Origin of the sequence: Streptomyces sp. NPDC050743, assembly GCF_044456925.1 — a bacterium.
Taxonomy (GTDB): Bacteria; Actinomycetota; Actinomycetes; order Streptomycetales; family Streptomycetaceae; genus Streptomyces.
The window spans coordinates 1-15,210 of sequence record NZ_JBITGJ010000057.1 but is presented as its reverse complement, the minus strand read 5'-3'; the positions used below and the strand labels follow the sequence as shown (position 1 = coordinate 15,210).

The 15,210-nt window shown below is 70.4% G+C and carries 15 protein-coding genes and 1 pseudogene; 4 read left to right on the top strand and 12 right to left on the bottom strand.

Features of this window, described 5'->3' with window-relative positions; translation table 11 throughout:
* Positions 1 to 52: 52 nt before the first annotated feature.
* The 9 genes from ACIBJF_RS36085 to ACIBJF_RS36045 all read right to left on the bottom strand — a co-directional run bounded on the left by ACIBJF_RS36085 (position 53) and on the right by ACIBJF_RS36045 (position 10,248).
* Positions 53 to 1,879 carry a chitinase gene (locus tag ACIBJF_RS36085; protein WP_399180253.1) on the bottom strand — a complete coding sequence of 609 codons (1,827 nt, stop codon included), beginning with the start codon at positions 1,877 to 1,879 and terminating at the stop codon, positions 53 to 55.
* 84 nt (positions 1,880 to 1,963) lie between these two features.
* Positions 1,964 to 2,422 carry a hypothetical protein gene (locus tag ACIBJF_RS36080; protein ID WP_399180252.1) on the bottom strand — a complete coding sequence of 153 codons (459 nt, stop codon included), beginning with the start codon at positions 2,420 to 2,422 and terminating at the stop codon, positions 1,964 to 1,966.
* 139 nt (positions 2,423 to 2,561) lie between these two features.
* On the bottom strand, positions 2,562 to 2,834 hold the full coding sequence (locus ACIBJF_RS36075) for a hypothetical protein (RefSeq protein ID WP_399180250.1): 273 nt from the start codon (positions 2,832 to 2,834) through the stop codon (positions 2,562 to 2,564).
* A 139-nt stretch (positions 2,835 to 2,973) separates the two neighbouring features.
* On the bottom strand, positions 2,974 to 4,404 hold the full coding sequence (locus tag ACIBJF_RS36070) for an NAD(P)/FAD-dependent oxidoreductase (protein ID WP_399180248.1): 1,431 nt from the start codon (positions 4,402 to 4,404) through the stop codon (positions 2,974 to 2,976).
* A 67-nt stretch (positions 4,405 to 4,471) separates the two neighbouring features.
* Positions 4,472 to 5,272, bottom strand: a complete 801-nt coding sequence (locus ACIBJF_RS36065) for an ABC transporter permease (protein ID WP_399180247.1) — start codon at positions 5,270 to 5,272, stop codon at positions 4,472 to 4,474.
* Positions 5,273 to 6,208, bottom strand: coding sequence for an ABC transporter permease (locus ACIBJF_RS36060; RefSeq protein WP_399180245.1), 936 nt, complete (start codon positions 6,206 to 6,208; stop codon positions 5,273 to 5,275). It lies immediately after the preceding gene.
* A complete protein-coding gene (locus ACIBJF_RS36055; protein WP_399180243.1) occupies positions 6,208 to 7,359 on the bottom strand; it encodes an ABC transporter ATP-binding protein in 1,152 nt (383 codons plus the stop codon). The genes ACIBJF_RS36060 and ACIBJF_RS36055 overlap by 1 nt, the downstream gene beginning before the upstream one ends.
* A gap of 8 nt (positions 7,360 to 7,367) precedes the next feature.
* On the bottom strand, positions 7,368 to 8,615 hold the full coding sequence (locus tag ACIBJF_RS36050; RefSeq protein ID WP_399180241.1) for a PotD/PotF family extracellular solute-binding protein: 1,248 nt from the start codon (positions 8,613 to 8,615) through the stop codon (positions 7,368 to 7,370).
* Between the two features lie 97 nt (positions 8,616 to 8,712).
* Positions 8,713 to 10,248 (bottom strand): gamma-aminobutyraldehyde dehydrogenase, encoded by a 1,536-nt coding sequence (locus ACIBJF_RS36045; RefSeq protein WP_399180240.1) that lies wholly within the window; start codon positions 10,246 to 10,248, stop codon positions 8,713 to 8,715.
* A 209-nt stretch (positions 10,249 to 10,457) separates the two neighbouring features.
* On the opposite strand from ACIBJF_RS36045, the gene ACIBJF_RS36040 reads away from it, so the two are divergent.
* Positions 10,458 to 11,015 (top strand): NADAR family protein, encoded by a 558-nt coding sequence (locus tag ACIBJF_RS36040; RefSeq protein ID WP_399180238.1) that lies wholly within the window; start codon positions 10,458 to 10,460, stop codon positions 11,013 to 11,015.
* A 69-nt stretch (positions 11,016 to 11,084) separates the two neighbouring features.
* On the opposite strand, the gene ACIBJF_RS36035 is transcribed toward ACIBJF_RS36040, so the two are convergent.
* Positions 11,085 to 11,888: a DUF4190 domain-containing protein gene (locus ACIBJF_RS36035; RefSeq protein ID WP_399180236.1), complete on the bottom strand. Its 804-nt coding sequence runs from the start codon at positions 11,886 to 11,888 to the stop codon at positions 11,085 to 11,087.
* 170 nt (positions 11,889 to 12,058) lie between these two features.
* Between ACIBJF_RS36035 and ACIBJF_RS36030 the strand changes: the two genes are divergently transcribed.
* On the top strand, positions 12,059 to 13,126 hold the full coding sequence (locus ACIBJF_RS36030) for an adenosine deaminase (RefSeq protein WP_399180235.1): 1,068 nt from the start codon (positions 12,059 to 12,061) through the stop codon (positions 13,124 to 13,126).
* Between the two features lie 36 nt (positions 13,127 to 13,162).
* Positions 13,163 to 13,873 (top strand): glycerophosphodiester phosphodiesterase, encoded by a 711-nt coding sequence (locus tag ACIBJF_RS36025; protein ID WP_399180233.1) that lies wholly within the window; start codon positions 13,163 to 13,165, stop codon positions 13,871 to 13,873.
* On the opposite strand, the gene ACIBJF_RS36020 is transcribed toward ACIBJF_RS36025, so the two are convergent.
* Complete coding sequence (locus ACIBJF_RS36020) at positions 13,870 to 14,439, bottom strand: NADPH-dependent F420 reductase (protein WP_399180231.1); 570 nt, start codon at positions 14,437 to 14,439, stop codon at positions 13,870 to 13,872. The two genes, ACIBJF_RS36025 and ACIBJF_RS36020, sit on opposite strands and share 4 nt — an antisense overlap.
* A gap of 101 nt (positions 14,440 to 14,540) precedes the next feature.
* Between ACIBJF_RS36020 and ACIBJF_RS36015 the strand changes: the two genes are divergently transcribed.
* Positions 14,541 to 14,900 (top strand): winged helix-turn-helix transcriptional regulator, encoded by a 360-nt coding sequence (locus tag ACIBJF_RS36015; protein ID WP_399180229.1) that lies wholly within the window; start codon positions 14,541 to 14,543, stop codon positions 14,898 to 14,900.
* Here ACIBJF_RS36015 and ACIBJF_RS36010 read toward each other — a convergent pair.
* A pseudogene (locus ACIBJF_RS36010) lies at positions 14,882 to 15,115 on the bottom strand (sigma-70 family RNA polymerase sigma factor); the annotation flags it as partial. The gene ACIBJF_RS36015 and the pseudogene ACIBJF_RS36010 sit on opposite strands and share 19 nt — an antisense overlap.
* Positions 15,116 to 15,210: the final 95 nt, after the last annotated feature.

Below are 15,210 nucleotides of genomic sequence, written 5' to 3'. Positions count from 1 at the left end.
AGCTGGTGTCTGTCCACCGTGCTGCTGGCCACCCTGTCCCTGGTGACGGGCCTCAGCCGAAGTACGCGTCGAAGGTCTTCTGGAACTCCCAGTTCGCATAGCGGTCCCAGTTCACCGACCATGTCATCAGACCGCGCAGCGCGGGCCAGGTCCCGTGGGTCGCGTACGAGCCGCAGTTCGTCTTCTTCGTCAGGCAGTCCAGGGTCTTGGTGACCTCGGAGGGGCCCACATAGCCGTTGCCCGCGTTCGTCGACGCCGGCATGCCGATCGCCACCTGGTCGGGGCGCAGGGGTGGGAAGACGTTGTTCGGGTCCCCCGCCACCGGGAAGCCGGTGAGCAGCATGTCGGTCATGGCGATGTGGAAGTCGGCGCCGCCCATGGAGTGGTACTGGTTGTCCAGGCCCATGATCGGCCCGGAGTTGTAGTCCTGGACGTGCAGGAGCGTGAGGTCGTCGCGCAGGGCGTGGATGACCGGGAGGTACGCGCCGCAGCGCGGGTCCTGGCCGCCCCACTTGCCGGTGCCGTAGTACTGGTAGCCCATCTGCACGAAGAAGGTCTCCGGGGCCATCGAGAGCACGAACTTCGAGCCGTATCTCGCCTTCAGGGTCTTCAGGGCGGAGATGAGGTTGACGATCGCGGGGGTCGTCGGGTTCCTGAAGTCGGTGTCGCTCGTGTCGAGGGACAGGGAGTGGCCCTCGAAGTCCATGTCGAGGCCGTCGAGGCCGTAGGTGTCGATGATGTTCGACACCGAGGAGACGAAGGTGTCGCGGGCCGCGGTGGTGGTGAGCTGGACCTGGCCGTTCTGGCCGCCGATCGAGATCAGCACCTTCTTGCCGGCCGCCTGCTTGGCCTTGATCGCGGCCTTGAAGTCGGCGTCGCTCTCGACGTTCGGGCACTCGGTGACCGGGCAGCGGTTGAAGCGGATGTCCCCGGAGGTGGGCGAGGTGGGCTCGCCGAAGGCGAGGTCGACGACGTCCCAGCTGTCGGGTACGTCGGCGAGGCGGGTGTAGCCGGAGCCGTTGGCGAAGCTCGCGTGCAGGTAGCCGACGAGGGCGTGGGTGGGCAGGTCGGCGGAGCCGCCTCCGGTGCCGGCGCCGGTCGTGGCGGTGACGACGGCGGACTTCGCGGACTCGCCGGCGGCGTTGGTCGCGGCGACCTGGAAGCCGTACGCCGTCGATGCGGACAGCCCGGTCACGGTGGCCGAAGTTCTGCTCGCCGTCTGGGACTTGGTCCCGTCGCGGTACACCGTGTAGCTCGTGGCGCCGGTGACCGCCGACCAGGACAGGGTCACGGAGGACGAGGTGACGGCGGTGGCCCTCAGGCCGGTGGGCGCGGCGGGCGGCTGTCCGGTGCCGCTGCCGCCGGGGCCGACGAGGGAGATGTCGTCGGCGTAGTACGTGCCGGTGCCGTACCAGCCGTGCGTGTAGATGGTGACCTTCGTGGTGGTGGCGCCGGTGGTGAAGGTGGTGGTCAGCTTCTGCCAGTCGGGGGCGGACTGGGTCCAGGTGGAGACGTCGGTGGTGCCGGTGCCGTTCGCGCCGAGGTAGACGTACGAGCCGCGGACGTAACCGGTCAGCGTGTACTGCGCGTTGGGCTGGACGGTCACCGTCTGCGCGCACTGCGCGTTGTCGCTGCCGGCCGGGGTCGCCTGCAGCGCCGAAGTGCCGCCGTGCACCGGCGAGTTGACCGTCGTACCGGCCGTGCAGGTCCAGCCGGTCAGGCCGGACTCGAAGCCGCCGTTCGTCGCGATGTCCGCGTCGGCCGCTCGCGCGGCCGACGAGAGTGCGGTGATGCCGGGCACGGCCAGCAGGGCGGCCGTGAGCAGGGCGAGGACGGATCTGGGACGTCGTGGGCGCGGGGGGCGTGGGGCGCGTTCCACAAGGGCCTCCGGTGTCGGGGGAGTTGGAGGGTGGAGCGCACTCAACTTGGTCCAGACCAATCCTGTTGTCAAGGTTTCCGGGCGCTAGCCGTCCCCGCCCCCTCCCGAGGCCAGCCGCGCCGCCGCCTCGTGCATTGCCGACTCCAGCAGCGCCGGGTCGGTCAGTGTGCCCGAGCCGTCCGGCGGCACCAGCCAGCGCACGTCCCGGGTCGCCCGGCCGGGATACGGCACGACGATCCAGGTGCCGGGTCCGGCGGTGCGGACGCCGGTGCCGACCCAGCGGGCCGCGGTGCCCGGCGGCACGAAGAACCCGACCCGGTTGTCGCCGAAGTCGACGAGTACCGGGCCGGGCCGGTCGAGCACGCGGGTGAGCACGTCCAGGGTCGGATAACCGAGGTCGCTCGGCAGGATCAGTACGTCCCAGGCCCGGCCGGCGGGCAGCAGCGCGACCCCGAGGGGGCTGCGCTCCCATTCCCAGCGGCAGGCTTCGGGGTCCGGTGCGACGGATGCCAGCCATTCGACGGCCGTCTTCGCCCCAGTCATGAGAAGGCCTCCCTTTCTCTCACCCGACCGTCCGGCGCGGTCGTATCAGGAGGAGAGAGGGAGGCCTTCCGGGGGCATTACGCGGGTTCCGCGCCCCCCTTCAGGTGACCTGGATCACGTTCCCGGTCGGCGGGGGCCGTCACCAGTCGTAGTCCGAGTCCCAGTAGTAATAGTCCCAGCAGTCCCAGTAGTAGTGACGGTGGTGGTGCCAGTAGCCCTGGTCGTGGTGCTCCTTCTGGTGGGCCGTGGTCACCGCGGACGTCTGGTGCATCGGCGCCGCCGAGGCGGCCGCGGCCGGCAGCATGACGCCTCCGGCGACGACGGCGGCGGAGGCCACCGCCGTCGCCAGGCCGAGGCGGCGCCTGGCGCGGAAGCCGTCGGGGGTGCGGGTGGTACCCGTGATGCGGGTCATGATCGTCTCCTGCTGTTCCGGTGGTGTGGCATCGGTGCCTCGGGTGAGGTCCGTGCTTCCAGTACGCCGGAATGCGGCAGAAGGGTCATGTTCCGGGATCTCGTGGCTTGACGGCGCCGTAAGGGCGGGGTACCCGCGCTCAGCTGTCGAAGCCCAGTCCCAGCCGGTCCATGGTCCGCAGCCATAGATTGCGGCGGCCGCCGTGCGCGTCGGCGCGCGCCAGGGACCACTTGGTGAGGGCGATGCCGGTCCAGGCGAACGGCTCGGGCGGGAACGGCAGCGGCTTCTTGCGGACCATCTCCAGCTCGGTCCGCTCGGTGCGCTCCCCGTCCAGCAGGTCGAGCATCACGTCCGCGCCGAAGCGGGTCGCGCCCACGCCCAGGCCGGTGTACCCGGCCGCGTACGCGACCTTCCCCTGGTGCGCCGTGCCGAAGAACGCCGAGAAGCGCGAGCAGGTGTCGATCGCGCCGCCCCAGGCGTGGGTGAAGCGGACGCCCTCCAGCTGCGGGAAGCAGGTGAAGAAGTGGCCCGCGAGCTTGGCGTACGTCTCCGGACGGTCGTCGTACTCGGCGCGCACCCGGCCGCCGTAGTGGTGGATCGCGTCGTAGCCGCCCCACAGGATCCGGTTGTCGGCGGACAGCCGGAAGTAGTGGAACTGGTTGGCGCTGTCCCCGAGGCCCTGTCGGTTCTTCCAGCCGATCGACGCCAGCTGGTCGGCGTTCAGCGGCTCGGTCATCAGCGCGTAGTCGTAGACGGGCACGGTGTAGGAGCGCACGCGGCGCAGCAGGCTGGGGAAGATGTTGGTGCCGAGTGCGACCCTGCGGGCGCGAACCGCGCCGTACGGCGTGCGTACGGCCATGCCGGCGCCGTACGCCTTCAGGGTCAGCGCGGGTGTGTGCTCGTAGACCCGCACCCCGAGTTTCAGGCAGGCCTTCTTCAGGCCCCAGGCCAGCTTCGCCGGGTGCAGCATGGCCACGCCCCGGCGGTCCCACAGGCCGGCCTCGAAGGTGGGCGAGTTCACCTGCTCGCGCACCGCGTCGGCGTCCAGGAACTCGATGCCGTCCGCGAGCCCCTTCTCCGCCAGCTCCCGGTGCCAGTCCTTCAGTTCCCAGGCCTGGTAGGTCTCGGTGGCGACGTCGATCTCGCCGGTGCGCTCGAAGTCGCAGTCGATGCCGTGCCGGGCGAGCGCGGCCTCGATCTCGTCGAGGTTGCGCCGGCCCAGCTCCTCCAGTTTGTGGATCTCGTCGGGCCAGCGGGTGAGGCCGTTGGGCAGACCGTGGGTGAGGGAGGCGGCGCAGAAGCCGCCGTTGCGGCCCGAGGCGGCCCAGCCCGCCTCGCGGCCTTCCAGCAGGACCACGTCGCGCCGCGGGTCGCGCTCCTTGGCGTTCAGCGCGGTCCACAGCCCGCTGTAGCCGCCGCCGACGACCAGCAGGTCGCAGGTGTCGGTGCCGGTGAGGGCGGGCTCGGCGGGTGGCTTGCCGGGGTCTTCCAGCCAGTACGGGACCGGCTGGGCTTCGGAGAGAGAGGCGATCCAGTTGTCTTTGCCACGGCTCATGGCGCTTGGGGCCATGATTTCAACTCCCTACAGAAGACATTCCCGACGGGGGCTTTCCCGACAAGGGAATTCCTGAAAAGGCCTATGCCTTTTGTTTGTTACGGCTGTTGCCGATGACCATCGAGAACAGCGTGATGAGGACGGCGACGAGGAACATGGCCGTACCGATGACGTTGATCTGGACGGGGGTGCCGCGCTGCGCCGAGCCCCACACGAACATCGGGAAGGTGACGGTCGAGCCGGCGTTGAAGTTCGTGATGATGAAGTCGTCGAAGGAGAGCGCGAACGACAGCAGCGCACCCGCGGCGATGCCCGGTGCCGCGATCGGCAGGGTGACCCGCAGGAAGGTCTGCACGGGACCGGCGTACAGGTCCCGGGCGGCCTCCTCCAGGCGCGGGTCCATCGACATCACACGCGCCTTGACCGCGGTGACGACGAAGCTGAGGCAGAACATGATGTGGGCGATGAGGATCGTCCAGAAGCCCAGCTGTGCGCCCATGTTGAGGAACAGGGTGAGCAGCGAGGCGGCCATGACGACCTCGGGCATCGCCATCGGCAGGAAGATCAGCGAGTTGACGGCGCCGCGGGCCCGGAAGCGGTAGCGGACCAGCGCGAAGGCGATCATCGTGCCGAGCAGGGTGGCGCCGGCGGTCGCCCAGACGGCGATCTGGAGGCTGATGGACAGCGAGCCGCACATGTCGGCGACGCCGCACGGCTGCTTCCAGGCGCCCAGGGAGAACTGCTGCCACTCGTAGTTGAAGCGCCCCTTCGGCTTGTTGAAGGAGAACACCGTCACGATGACGTTGGGCAGCAGCAGGTACGCGAGCGTCAGGGTTCCCGCGATGACGACGAGATGGCGCTTGAGCCAGTTGACGAAGGGCATTTAGACCAGATCCTCCGTCCCGGACCGGCGGATGTAGATCGTGACCATGGCCAGGATGGCGGCCATGAGGATGAAGGAGAGGGCCGCGGCCGTCGGGTAGTCCAGGATCCGCAGGAACTGCGTCTGGATGACGTTGCCGATCATGCGGGTGTCGGTGGAGCCGAGGAGTTCGGCGTTGACGTAGTCGCCGGCCGCCGGGATGAAGGTCAGCAGCGTGCCGGAGACCACGCCGGGCATCGACAGCGGGAAGGTGACCTTGCGGAAGGTGGTCCAGGGCTTGGCGTACAGGTCGCCGGCCGCCTCATGCAGCCGTCCGTCGATCCGCTCCAGCGAGGTGTACAGCGGCAGGATCATGAACGGCAGGAAGTTGTACGTCAGTCCGCACACCACCGCCAGCGGTGTGGCGAGGACGCGGTCGCCGGCCGTCCAGCCGAGCCAGTTGGTGAGGTCCAGGACGTGCAGCGAGTTCAGGGTGTGCACGACCGGGCCGTTGTCGGCGAGGATCGTCTTCCAGGCCAGGGTGCGGATCAGGAAGCTGGTGAAGAACGGCGCGATCACCAGGATCATGATCAGGTTGCGCCAGCGGCCCGCGCGGAAGGCGATCAGATAGGCCAGCGGGTAGCCGAGCAGCAGGCACAGGACCGTGGCGGCGGCCGCGTAGAGGACGGACCGCAGGAACTGCGGCCAGTACTCGCTCAGCGCGTGCCAGTAGGTCGCGAAGTGCCAGGTGACCTTGTAGCCCTCCTCCAGCGAGCCCGTCTGCACGGAGGTGGAGGCCTGGTAGATCATCGGCAGCGCGAAGAAGACGACCAGCCACAGCAGGCCGGGCAGCAGCAGCCAGTACGGCGTGAACCGGCCGCGCTTGCGTGGGGGCTTCGTCTCCTCGGTCACGGGCGCGAGGGGCGGGGGCGCCTCGGCTTCGGTCAGCGTCGTCATCAGGCGGCCGCCTCTTCCTCGGTGCCCGCGTCGATGTCCTGGGCCGCGTCCAGGCCGAAGGTGTGCGCCGGGCTCCAGTGCAGGACAACGTCGGCGCCGGGCACGAGCCGGCCGTCGCGCTCGACGTTCTGGACGTACACCGAGAGCTCGTCGCAGACCGGGCTGTCGATCACGTACTGGGTGGAGACGCCGATGAAGCTGGCGTCCGCGATCTTGCCGGTGAGCCGGTTGCGGCCCTCCGGTATCTCGCCCGCGTCGTCGGCGTGCGTGAGGGAGATCTTCTCGGGGCGGATGCCGACCAGCACCTTGCCGCCGGCCGTCGCCGGGGCCGAACACCGCGCCTTGGGCAGCACCAGCTTGCCGCCGCCCGCCTTGAGCACGATGTCGTCGCCGTTCTTGGTGTCGACCTCGGCCTCGATGAGGTTGGAGGTGCCGAGGAAGTTCGCGACGAAGGTGGTGTTCGGGTTCTCGTACAGGTCGGTGGGCGAGCCGAGTTGCTCGACGCGGCCCGCGTTCATCACGGCGACCGTGTCGGCCATGGTCATGGCCTCCTCCTGGTCGTGCGTGACGTGCACGAAGGTGATGCCGACCTCGGTCTGGATGCGCTTGAGCTCCAGCTGCATCTGGCGGCGCAGCTTGAGGTCGAGTGCGCCGAGCGGCTCGTCGAGCAGCAGCACCTTGGGGTGGTTGATGAGGGCGCGGGCGACGGCGACACGCTGCTGCTGGCCACCCGAGAGCTGGTGCGGCTTCTTGCGCGCCTGCTCGCCGAGCTGGACCAGCTCCAGCATCTCCTCGACCTGCTTCTTCACGCTCTTGATGCCGCGCCGGCGCAGGCCGAAGGCGACGTTCTCGAAGATGTCGAGGTGCGGGAAGAGGGCGTAGGACTGGAAGACCGTGTTCACCGGCCGTTTGTACGGCGGCAGATGGGTCACTTCCTGGTCGCCGAGGTGCACGGTGCCGGAGGAGGGTTCCTCCAGGCCGGCGATCATGCGCAGGGTGGTGGTCTTGCCGCAGCCGGAGGCGCCGAGCAGGGCGAAGAAAGAGCCCTGCGGCACGGTCAGGTCGAGCGTCTGCACGGCGGTGAAGCCGTTGCCATACGTCTTGCTGATACCGGAGAGGCGGACGTCGCCGCTGTTGTCTGGTGTCGTCATCGTCGTCGTCACGCCCCTGTGAGCTTCGAGAACTTCTGCTGGTAGGCGGTCTCTTCCTTCTGCGTCAGCGCGCGGAAGGCATGGGACTTCGCCTGCATGGCCTTGTCGGGAAGGATCAGCGGGTTACTCGCCGCCGTTTTGTCGATCTTCGCAAGATAGGGCTGCACTCCCGCGACGGGGCTCACGTAGTTGACGTACGCGGCGAGCTCGGCGGCCGGTTCGGGCTCGTAGAAGAAGTCGATGAGCCGCTCGGCGTTCGTCTTGTGGCGCGCCTTGTTGGGGATCAGCATGTTGTCGGTCGACGTCATGTAGCCGCTGTCGGGGATGACGTAGCCGACGTGCGGGTTGTCCGCCTGGAGCTGGACGATGTCGCCGCCCCAGGCCACACAGGCGGCGAAGTCGCCCTTGGTGAGGTCGGACGTGTAGTCGTTGCCGGTGAAGCGGCGTATCTGCCCCTTGTCGACGGCCTTCTGCAGCCGGGCGACCACCGCGTCGAAGTCGTCGTCGGTGAACTTCGCCGGGTCCTTGCCCATGTCGAGCATGGTCATGCCGATGCTGTCGCGCATCTCGGTCAGGAAGCCGACGCGGCCCTTGAGCTTGGGGTTGTCGAGCAGGTCGGAGACCGACTTCACCTCGATGCCGTCGAGCGCCTTCTTGTTGTAGGCGATGACGGTCGAGATGCCCTGCCAGGGATAGGAGTACGCCCGGCCGGGGTCCCAGTCGGGGGCGCGGAACTGGTCCGACAGGTTGGCGAAGGCGTGCGGCAGGTTGGACGGGTCCAGTTTCTGGACGTACCCGAGGCGGATCATGCGGGCGGCCAGCCAGTCGGTGAGCACGACGAGGTCACGGCCGGTGTCCTGGCCGGCGGCGAGCTGCGGCTGGATCTTGCCGAAGAACTCGTCGTTGTCGTTGATGTCCTCGGTGTACTTGACCTGGATGCCGGTCCGCTTGGCGAACGCGTCGAGCGTGGGGTGCCGCTTCGTCTTGTCGTCCACGTCGATGTACTCGGGCCAGTTGGAGAAGTTGACGACCTTCTCCTTGGCCGAGTGGTCGTCGCCGGACACGCCTCCTTGCGTCTTGGTCGCCGCGGGGATGCCGCAGGCGCTCAGCGCCCCGAGTCCGCCGACCGTGAGCGCGCCGCCCGCTGAGGCGCGCAACAGCGACCGGCGGGTCATCGCGGCCCGGCCGCTGCGGAAGCTGCGCCGTATGGCGGCCAGTTCGACCGGTGTGAAGCGGTCGGGCTCGTACTGCTCCATGCGCGTGGTGCCCTTTCGGGAGGGATGAGTGGTCGGCCTGGTCGAGGGCCGGAACGTCACACCCGGCGGCAAGCCGGCTCCTGCTGATGTCCGGTTGCTACCGGTCCCCGAAGATCGTGCGGTGCCAGTCCTTCCTGGCGACCGCCGTATTGTCGAACATTACGTGCTTGACCTGCGTGTATTCCTCGAAGGAATACACCGACATGTCCTTGCCGAAGCCGGACGCCTTGTATCCGCCGTGCGGCATCTCGCTGATGATCGGGATGTGGTCGTTGATCCACACGCAGCCCGCCTTGATCTCGCGGGTGGCGCGGTTCGCGCGGTACACGTTCGTGCTCCACGCGGAGGCGGCGAGGCCGTACGGGGTGTCGTTGGCCAGCCGGATGCCCTCGTCGTCACCGTCGAAGGGCAGGACGACCAGGACCGGGCCGAAGATCTCGGACTGGACGATCTCGCTGACCTGGGGGGCGTCGGCGATCAGGGTCGGCCGGTAGTAGGCGCCCCGCTCCAGGTCGCCCTTCGGGGCCTCGCCGCCGGTCACCACGCGCGCGTAGGCACGCGCGCGGTCCACGAAGCCGGCCACCCGGTCCCGCTGGACGTGCGAGATGAGCGGCCCGAGGTCGGTGCCGGGCGCGAACGGGTCCCCGAGCCGCACGCACTCCATCAGGGCGGCGGTCCGCTCCACGAAGGCCTCGTACAGCGGCCGCTGCACGTACGCGCGCGTGGCGGCCGTGCAGTCCTGGCCGGTGTTGATGAGCGCACCGGCGACGGCTCCGTGGACGGCGGCCTCCAGATCGGCGTCGTCGAAGACGACGAACGGTGCCTTGCCGCCGAGCTCCAGATGCAGCCGCTTGACCGTGGCGGTGGCCACCTCGGCGACGCGCTTGCCGACGGCGGTGGACCCGGTGAAGGAGGTCATGGCGACATCCGGATGGCCGACCAGGTGCTCCCCCGCCTCCCTCCCGGTCCCGGTCACGATGTTGATCACACCGTCGGGAATGCCGGCGTCCGCGGCGGCCTGGGCGAACAGCAGCGAGGTGAGCGGGGTCAGCTCGGCGGGCTTCAGCACGATGGTGTTGCCCGCGGCGATCGCCGGCAGGATCTTCCAGGCGGCCATCTGGAGGGGGTAGTTCCAGGGCGCGATCGATCCGACGACGCCGATCGGCTCGCGCCGGACGTACGACGTGTGGTCCCCGGAGTACTCACCGGCGGACTGCCCCTGCAGGTGCCGGGCGGCGCCCGCGAAGAAGGCGGTGTTGTCGATGGTGCCCGGCACGTCGAACTCGCGGGTGAGCTTCAGCGGCTTGCCGCACTGCAGGGACTCGGCGCGGGCGAAGTCCTCCGCGCGCTCGGCGAGCACCGCGGCGAACCGGTGCAGGGCGTCGGAGCGCTCGCCCGGGGAGGCCGAGGCCCAGCCCGGGAAGGCCTCCCGCGCGGCGGCGACGGCCGCGTCGACGTCGTCGGTGCCGGCCAGCTCGTAGGTGTACACCTCCGCGCCGGTGGCGGGGTCGACCACGGCGTGGGTACGGCCCGAGGTGCCCTTGGCCGGTCGGCCGCCGATGAACTGCGCGCCCTCGGCGAACCGCTCCTGCGCGGGGAATCGTTCCGGGGTGGCGGTGCCCGGGTTGTGCATGTCGCTCTCCTCCGCCGTTCGCCCCGTCCCGGGGGGTGGGTGGCGTAGCTCCAGCTCGATTTGAGTGCCGATCCTGACAGAGCTACAGGACTCCAACAAGTGATTCCGTTGTTGCCTTTTGGTTACGCAACGGAATCTGTCGACCAGGTGTCGAGTAGGGCCGTTAAAGGGCGGACGAACTGTCAGTGGTGCGTGCCAGACTCGCGTGCATGGGGAAGATCGACGGGGTGGAAGCCCTGATCAGGGAGGTTCGGGCGAGGTCCCGGATCAAGTACCTCCACTTCTGGGGGCACCGGCCGAGGCCGGACGGCAGGATCGGCGCGAGCTGTCTGAGCCAGTGGTGGCCGTCCGCGTTCACCGTGGACGGCGTGGAGTACGCGACGGCCGAGCACTGGATGATGGCCGGCAAGGCGCGGCTGTTCGGGGACGCGGAGGCGGAGCGCGGGGTGCTGGACTCCGGCCATCCCTCCCAGGCCAAGAAGGCCGGCCGGCTGGTCCGGGGTTTCGACGAGGCGATATGGGAGCGGGAGCGCTTCCGGATCGTGGTCGAGGGGAGCGTGCACAAGTTCGCGGCCGACGGTGCGCTCCGGGAGTTCCTGCTGAACACCGGTGACCGGGTGCTGGTGGAGGCGAGCCCCGTGGACCGGGTGTGGGGGATCGGGCTGGCCGCGGATGACGAGGCGGCCTCGGATCCCGAGCGGTGGAAGGGCCTCAATCTCCTGGGCTTCGCGCTGATGGAGGCGCGGGACCGGTTGAGAGCGGATTGACGCCGTCGAGGGTGCGGCGCGGTCCCGGCCGCCGGTGCGGCGGGCGTTGATCGCGCCCCGACCGGCCTGTCAGCTGCTGAACGCGATCAGGAAGGCGATGAAGCCCAGGGCCAGGACGATGCCGGACCCGCCGCAGATCAGGCCGGCCAGGGCCACGCCGGGGTTGGTGGCCTCGCCGCGCTTGGCCTTGCCGCGGCCCAGTGCGCCGAAGATCAGCGCGAGGGTGCCCAGCACCAGGGCGATCGGCCACAGCAGGAAGCCGACCGCAGACAGGATGCCCAGCACGAGAGAGGCCGCGCCCATGCCGTTGCTCGGCAGCGGCTGCATGCCGGGCCAGCCGTAGGGACCGGGGTACGGCGGCTGGGGCCGGCCGGGGTAGCCGTAGGCCGTGGGCATGCCCGGGTAGCCGTACGGCACCTGGCCGGGGCCGTCGGGGGCGATGGGCGGCGGGGGCACGGGCTCGGGTCCCGCGTGCTGCGCGGCGGGCGGTGCGTAGGCGGCGGCCGGCGCCGCGTAGGGGTTCGCGTGGCCGGCCGGCGGGGCGTAGGGGTTCGCGGGCGGCGTGGCCGCCGCAGGCGCGAAGGGGTTCGCCGCCGGGGGCGCGGCGGCGGCTGGCGGGGCCCAGGCCTGCAGCGCGGCATCGGCGGGCTCGTCGGGCGAGGAGGGCAGCGAGGTCAGCGTCCGCTGGTAGGGGACGGACCCGTCACCGGGTACGGAATCCGGACGCGACCCGGATATCGCCCCCTGCCCCGGAGCCTGCCAGGGGGCCTGGTCCTCCTGTGTCCGCTTGTCCAGGGACACCCAGGGTGCCGTCGGTGCCTCGCCCGCAGGCTGGTGCCGCTGTGGCGTGGACTGTGGCGCCTCGTCGGACATGGTGAAGGCCCCCTCTGCTGGACGTCCCGCCATGCTACGGGCAGGCCCGGACGGCGTGGGGGCGGGGCCTACGATGATCCCGCGCGACCGATCAGCCGATCACCGCGCCCGCACCGGCGACCCGGCACCACCGGCCACTCCACGCGGGCGCCCTTCCCGGGGAGGACCCCATGACCGACAGTTCCGTACCCGCCGCCGGCACCGCCGACCGCGATCTACGGACCTTCATCGCCGGACTGCCCAAGGCCGAACTGCACGTCCACCACGTCGGCTCCGCCTCCCCGCGCATCGTCTCGGAACTGGCCGCCCGCCACCCCGACTCGAAGGTCCCCACCGACCCCGAGGCCCTCGCCGACTACTTCACCTTCACCGACTTCGCGCACTTCATCGACGTGTACCTGTCGGTCGTCGACCTCATCCGCACCCCGGAGGACGTCCGGCTGCTGACCTACGAGGTCGCCCGCGACCTGGCCCGGCAGCAGGTGCGCTACGCCGAGCTGACCATCACCCCCTTCTCCTCCACCCGGCGCGGCATCGACGAGCTGGGCTTCATGGCGGCGATCGAGGACGCCCGCAAGGCCGCCGAGGCCGAGTTCGGGACCGTGCTGCGCTGGTGCTTCGACATCCCCGGCGAGGCCGGGCTGGAGTCCGCCGAGGAGACGGCACGGCTCGCCACCGACGACCGGATCCGGCCGGAGGGACTGGTGTCGTTCGGGCTCGGCGGGCCCGAGATCGGCGTGCCCCGGCCACAGTTCAAGCCGTACTTCGACCGGGCCATCGCCGCCGGTCTGCACTCGGTCCCGCACGCCGGCGAGACGACCGGCCCGGAGACGGTGTGGGACGCGCTGACCCATCTGCGCGCCGAGCGCATCGGGCACGGCACCAGCTCCGCGCAGGACCCCGGGCTGCTCGCCCGCCTCGCCGAGCACCGCATCCCGCTGGAGGTCTGCCCGACCTCGAACATCGCCACCCGCGCGGTCCGCACCCTGGACGAGCACCCGATCAAGGCGTTCACCCGGGCCGGGGTGCTGGTCACGATCAACTCCGACGACCCGCCGATGTTCGGCACCGACCTCAACAACGAGTACGCGGTGGCCGCCCGGCTGCTCGACCTGGACGAGCGGGGCCTGGCCGACCTCGCGAAGAACGCCGTGGAGGCGTCGTTCCTGGACGCCGGCGGCAAGGCCCGGATCGCGGCGGAGATCGACACCTACACCGGCGCCTGGCTCGCCTCCTGACACACCCCACATCGGGGGCACCCCACAATGGGGGCCATGCAGACCGTGACCGCCGTGGCCCACCGCGGCGACCCCTACCGTGTCCGTGAGAACACCATCGACTCGCTGCGTTCCGCGCTCGACCGGGGCGCGGACGCGGTCGAGATCGACGTACGGCTCACCCGCGACGGCGTCCCCGTGCTGCTGCACGACGACACGCTGGAGCGGCTGTGGGAACTCGGCCGGCCGCTCGCCGCGCTGTCCGCCGAGGAGGTGCGCGGGCTCACGGCGGGCGGTGTGCCGACCCTGGCGGAGACGCTGGCCGCGACCGGCGACAGCCGGGTGATGGTGGACCTGTGCGGGCGGGTCGGACGGCGCATGGTGGATCGGGTCATGGACGTGGTCCGGCAGAGCGGGGCCCAGGAGCGCGTCTACTACTGCGCGGGCGCCGAGGCGATGCTCGCCGTCCGCGCCGCCGACCCGGCCGCCGAGATCGCGCTGACCTGGACCAGCCTCGCCCCGCCCCGGCCCGCGCTGCTGGACGCGGTCCGCCCGCGCTGGCTCAACTACCGCTTCTCCCTGGTGAGCCGGGAGCTGGCGGCCCGCGTCCACCACGACGGTTACCTGCTGTCCGTGTGGACCCCGGACACCCGCCGCTCGATGAGCCGCCTGCTGGACCTGGGCGTCGACTCGATCACCACGAACCGGGTCGACGTCCTGCACGCCCTGCGCAACGGCGGCGGCATCGGCGGCACCGCCGGCCGTTAGGCACCGGAGAACTCCAGCGGGGGCGCGATGGCCTGGGCGTCCGCCCCCTCCCCCACCCACAGCCCGATCAGCAGCGCCGCCGTCGCCTCCAGCAGCCCCGCCCGGTCCAGTCCCCCGGCGTTCAGCGGCTCACAGCCGAGGTCCCGCACCAGCCGTCGTACGACCGTGAGCGCGTCCCCGTCGTCCCCGCACACCGGTACGGCGAGCGGGCGGCCCCCGAACACCGGCGGGGTCAGCCGCCAGACGCTCTCGTGGCACAGATTGAACGCCTTGACCACGCGGGCGCCGGGCGCGGCGGCGGCGATGCGCTCGGCCGCCGCCGGGCCGCCGGCCGTGAGCAGTCCGAAGTCCGGGCCGCCCACCGGATTGGTGCAGTCGATCAACACCCGCCCGCGCAGGGCGACTTCGACTGAGGCGACCAGGTCCGCGGCCGCCGCGTACGGCACCGCGAGCAGCACCGCGTCACTGCCGTGCGCCACCGCCGCCCGCACATCGCCGCGCGACCGGCTGCCCGCGACCACGTCGTGCCCGGCCCGCTCCCACTGCCCGCCCAGCGCGTTTGCCATCGACCCCGTACCGAGAATCCCTATCCGCACAACTGCCTCCTTTGGCCAGCCCGTTGAATACGCGCACGACAGTAGGAAGCCGCTCGGGCACCATTCGGTGTGTGACCGACGACCACGCCTTTCTCGCCGACTGCCGGGCCCGGCTCGCCTTCGACCTGCTCGGCAACACCTGGAACTCGGTGATTCTGTGGGCCCTCAGGGACGGCCCCAGCCGGCCGGGCGCGCTGCGCGAGCGCATCGGCGGGATCAGCCAGAAGGTGCTGACCGAGACGCTGCGCCGGCTGGAGTTCAACGGCCTGATGGAGCGGCGGCCCTACGGCGGCTCGCCGCCCCGCGTCGAATACGGACTGACACCGCTGGGACGGACGTTGCTCGGTCCGATCGACGCCTTCGGTGCCTGGGCGTTCGAGCACGGGGACGAGGTCATGGCCGCCCAGGAGCACTACACCCGGGACCGCTGAGGCACCGTCGCCGTGTCGGCCGGGGTGGCGCGGGTGAGGTACTGCGGGACGGGTGCGGAGTCGTCGCCGGTGTCGCGGACCAGGCTGTAGCGCCGGGCGCCCTGGGCGGGGCCGGTCGTGATGTCCTTCTCGACCGCGTCCCAGGTGGTCGGGAACACGCCGAGGCCGTAGTCGGCGCCGCGTTCGTTCTGGGTGAGGGTGACGCTGCCGTCGAGTTGAAGCTCTCCCCTCCCCTCGGCAAGCCTCGGGAAGGAGATTCCTGCCTACATCGCTGCGGCAGGCTTGACGGTTTTACCCGCCCTACGACCGC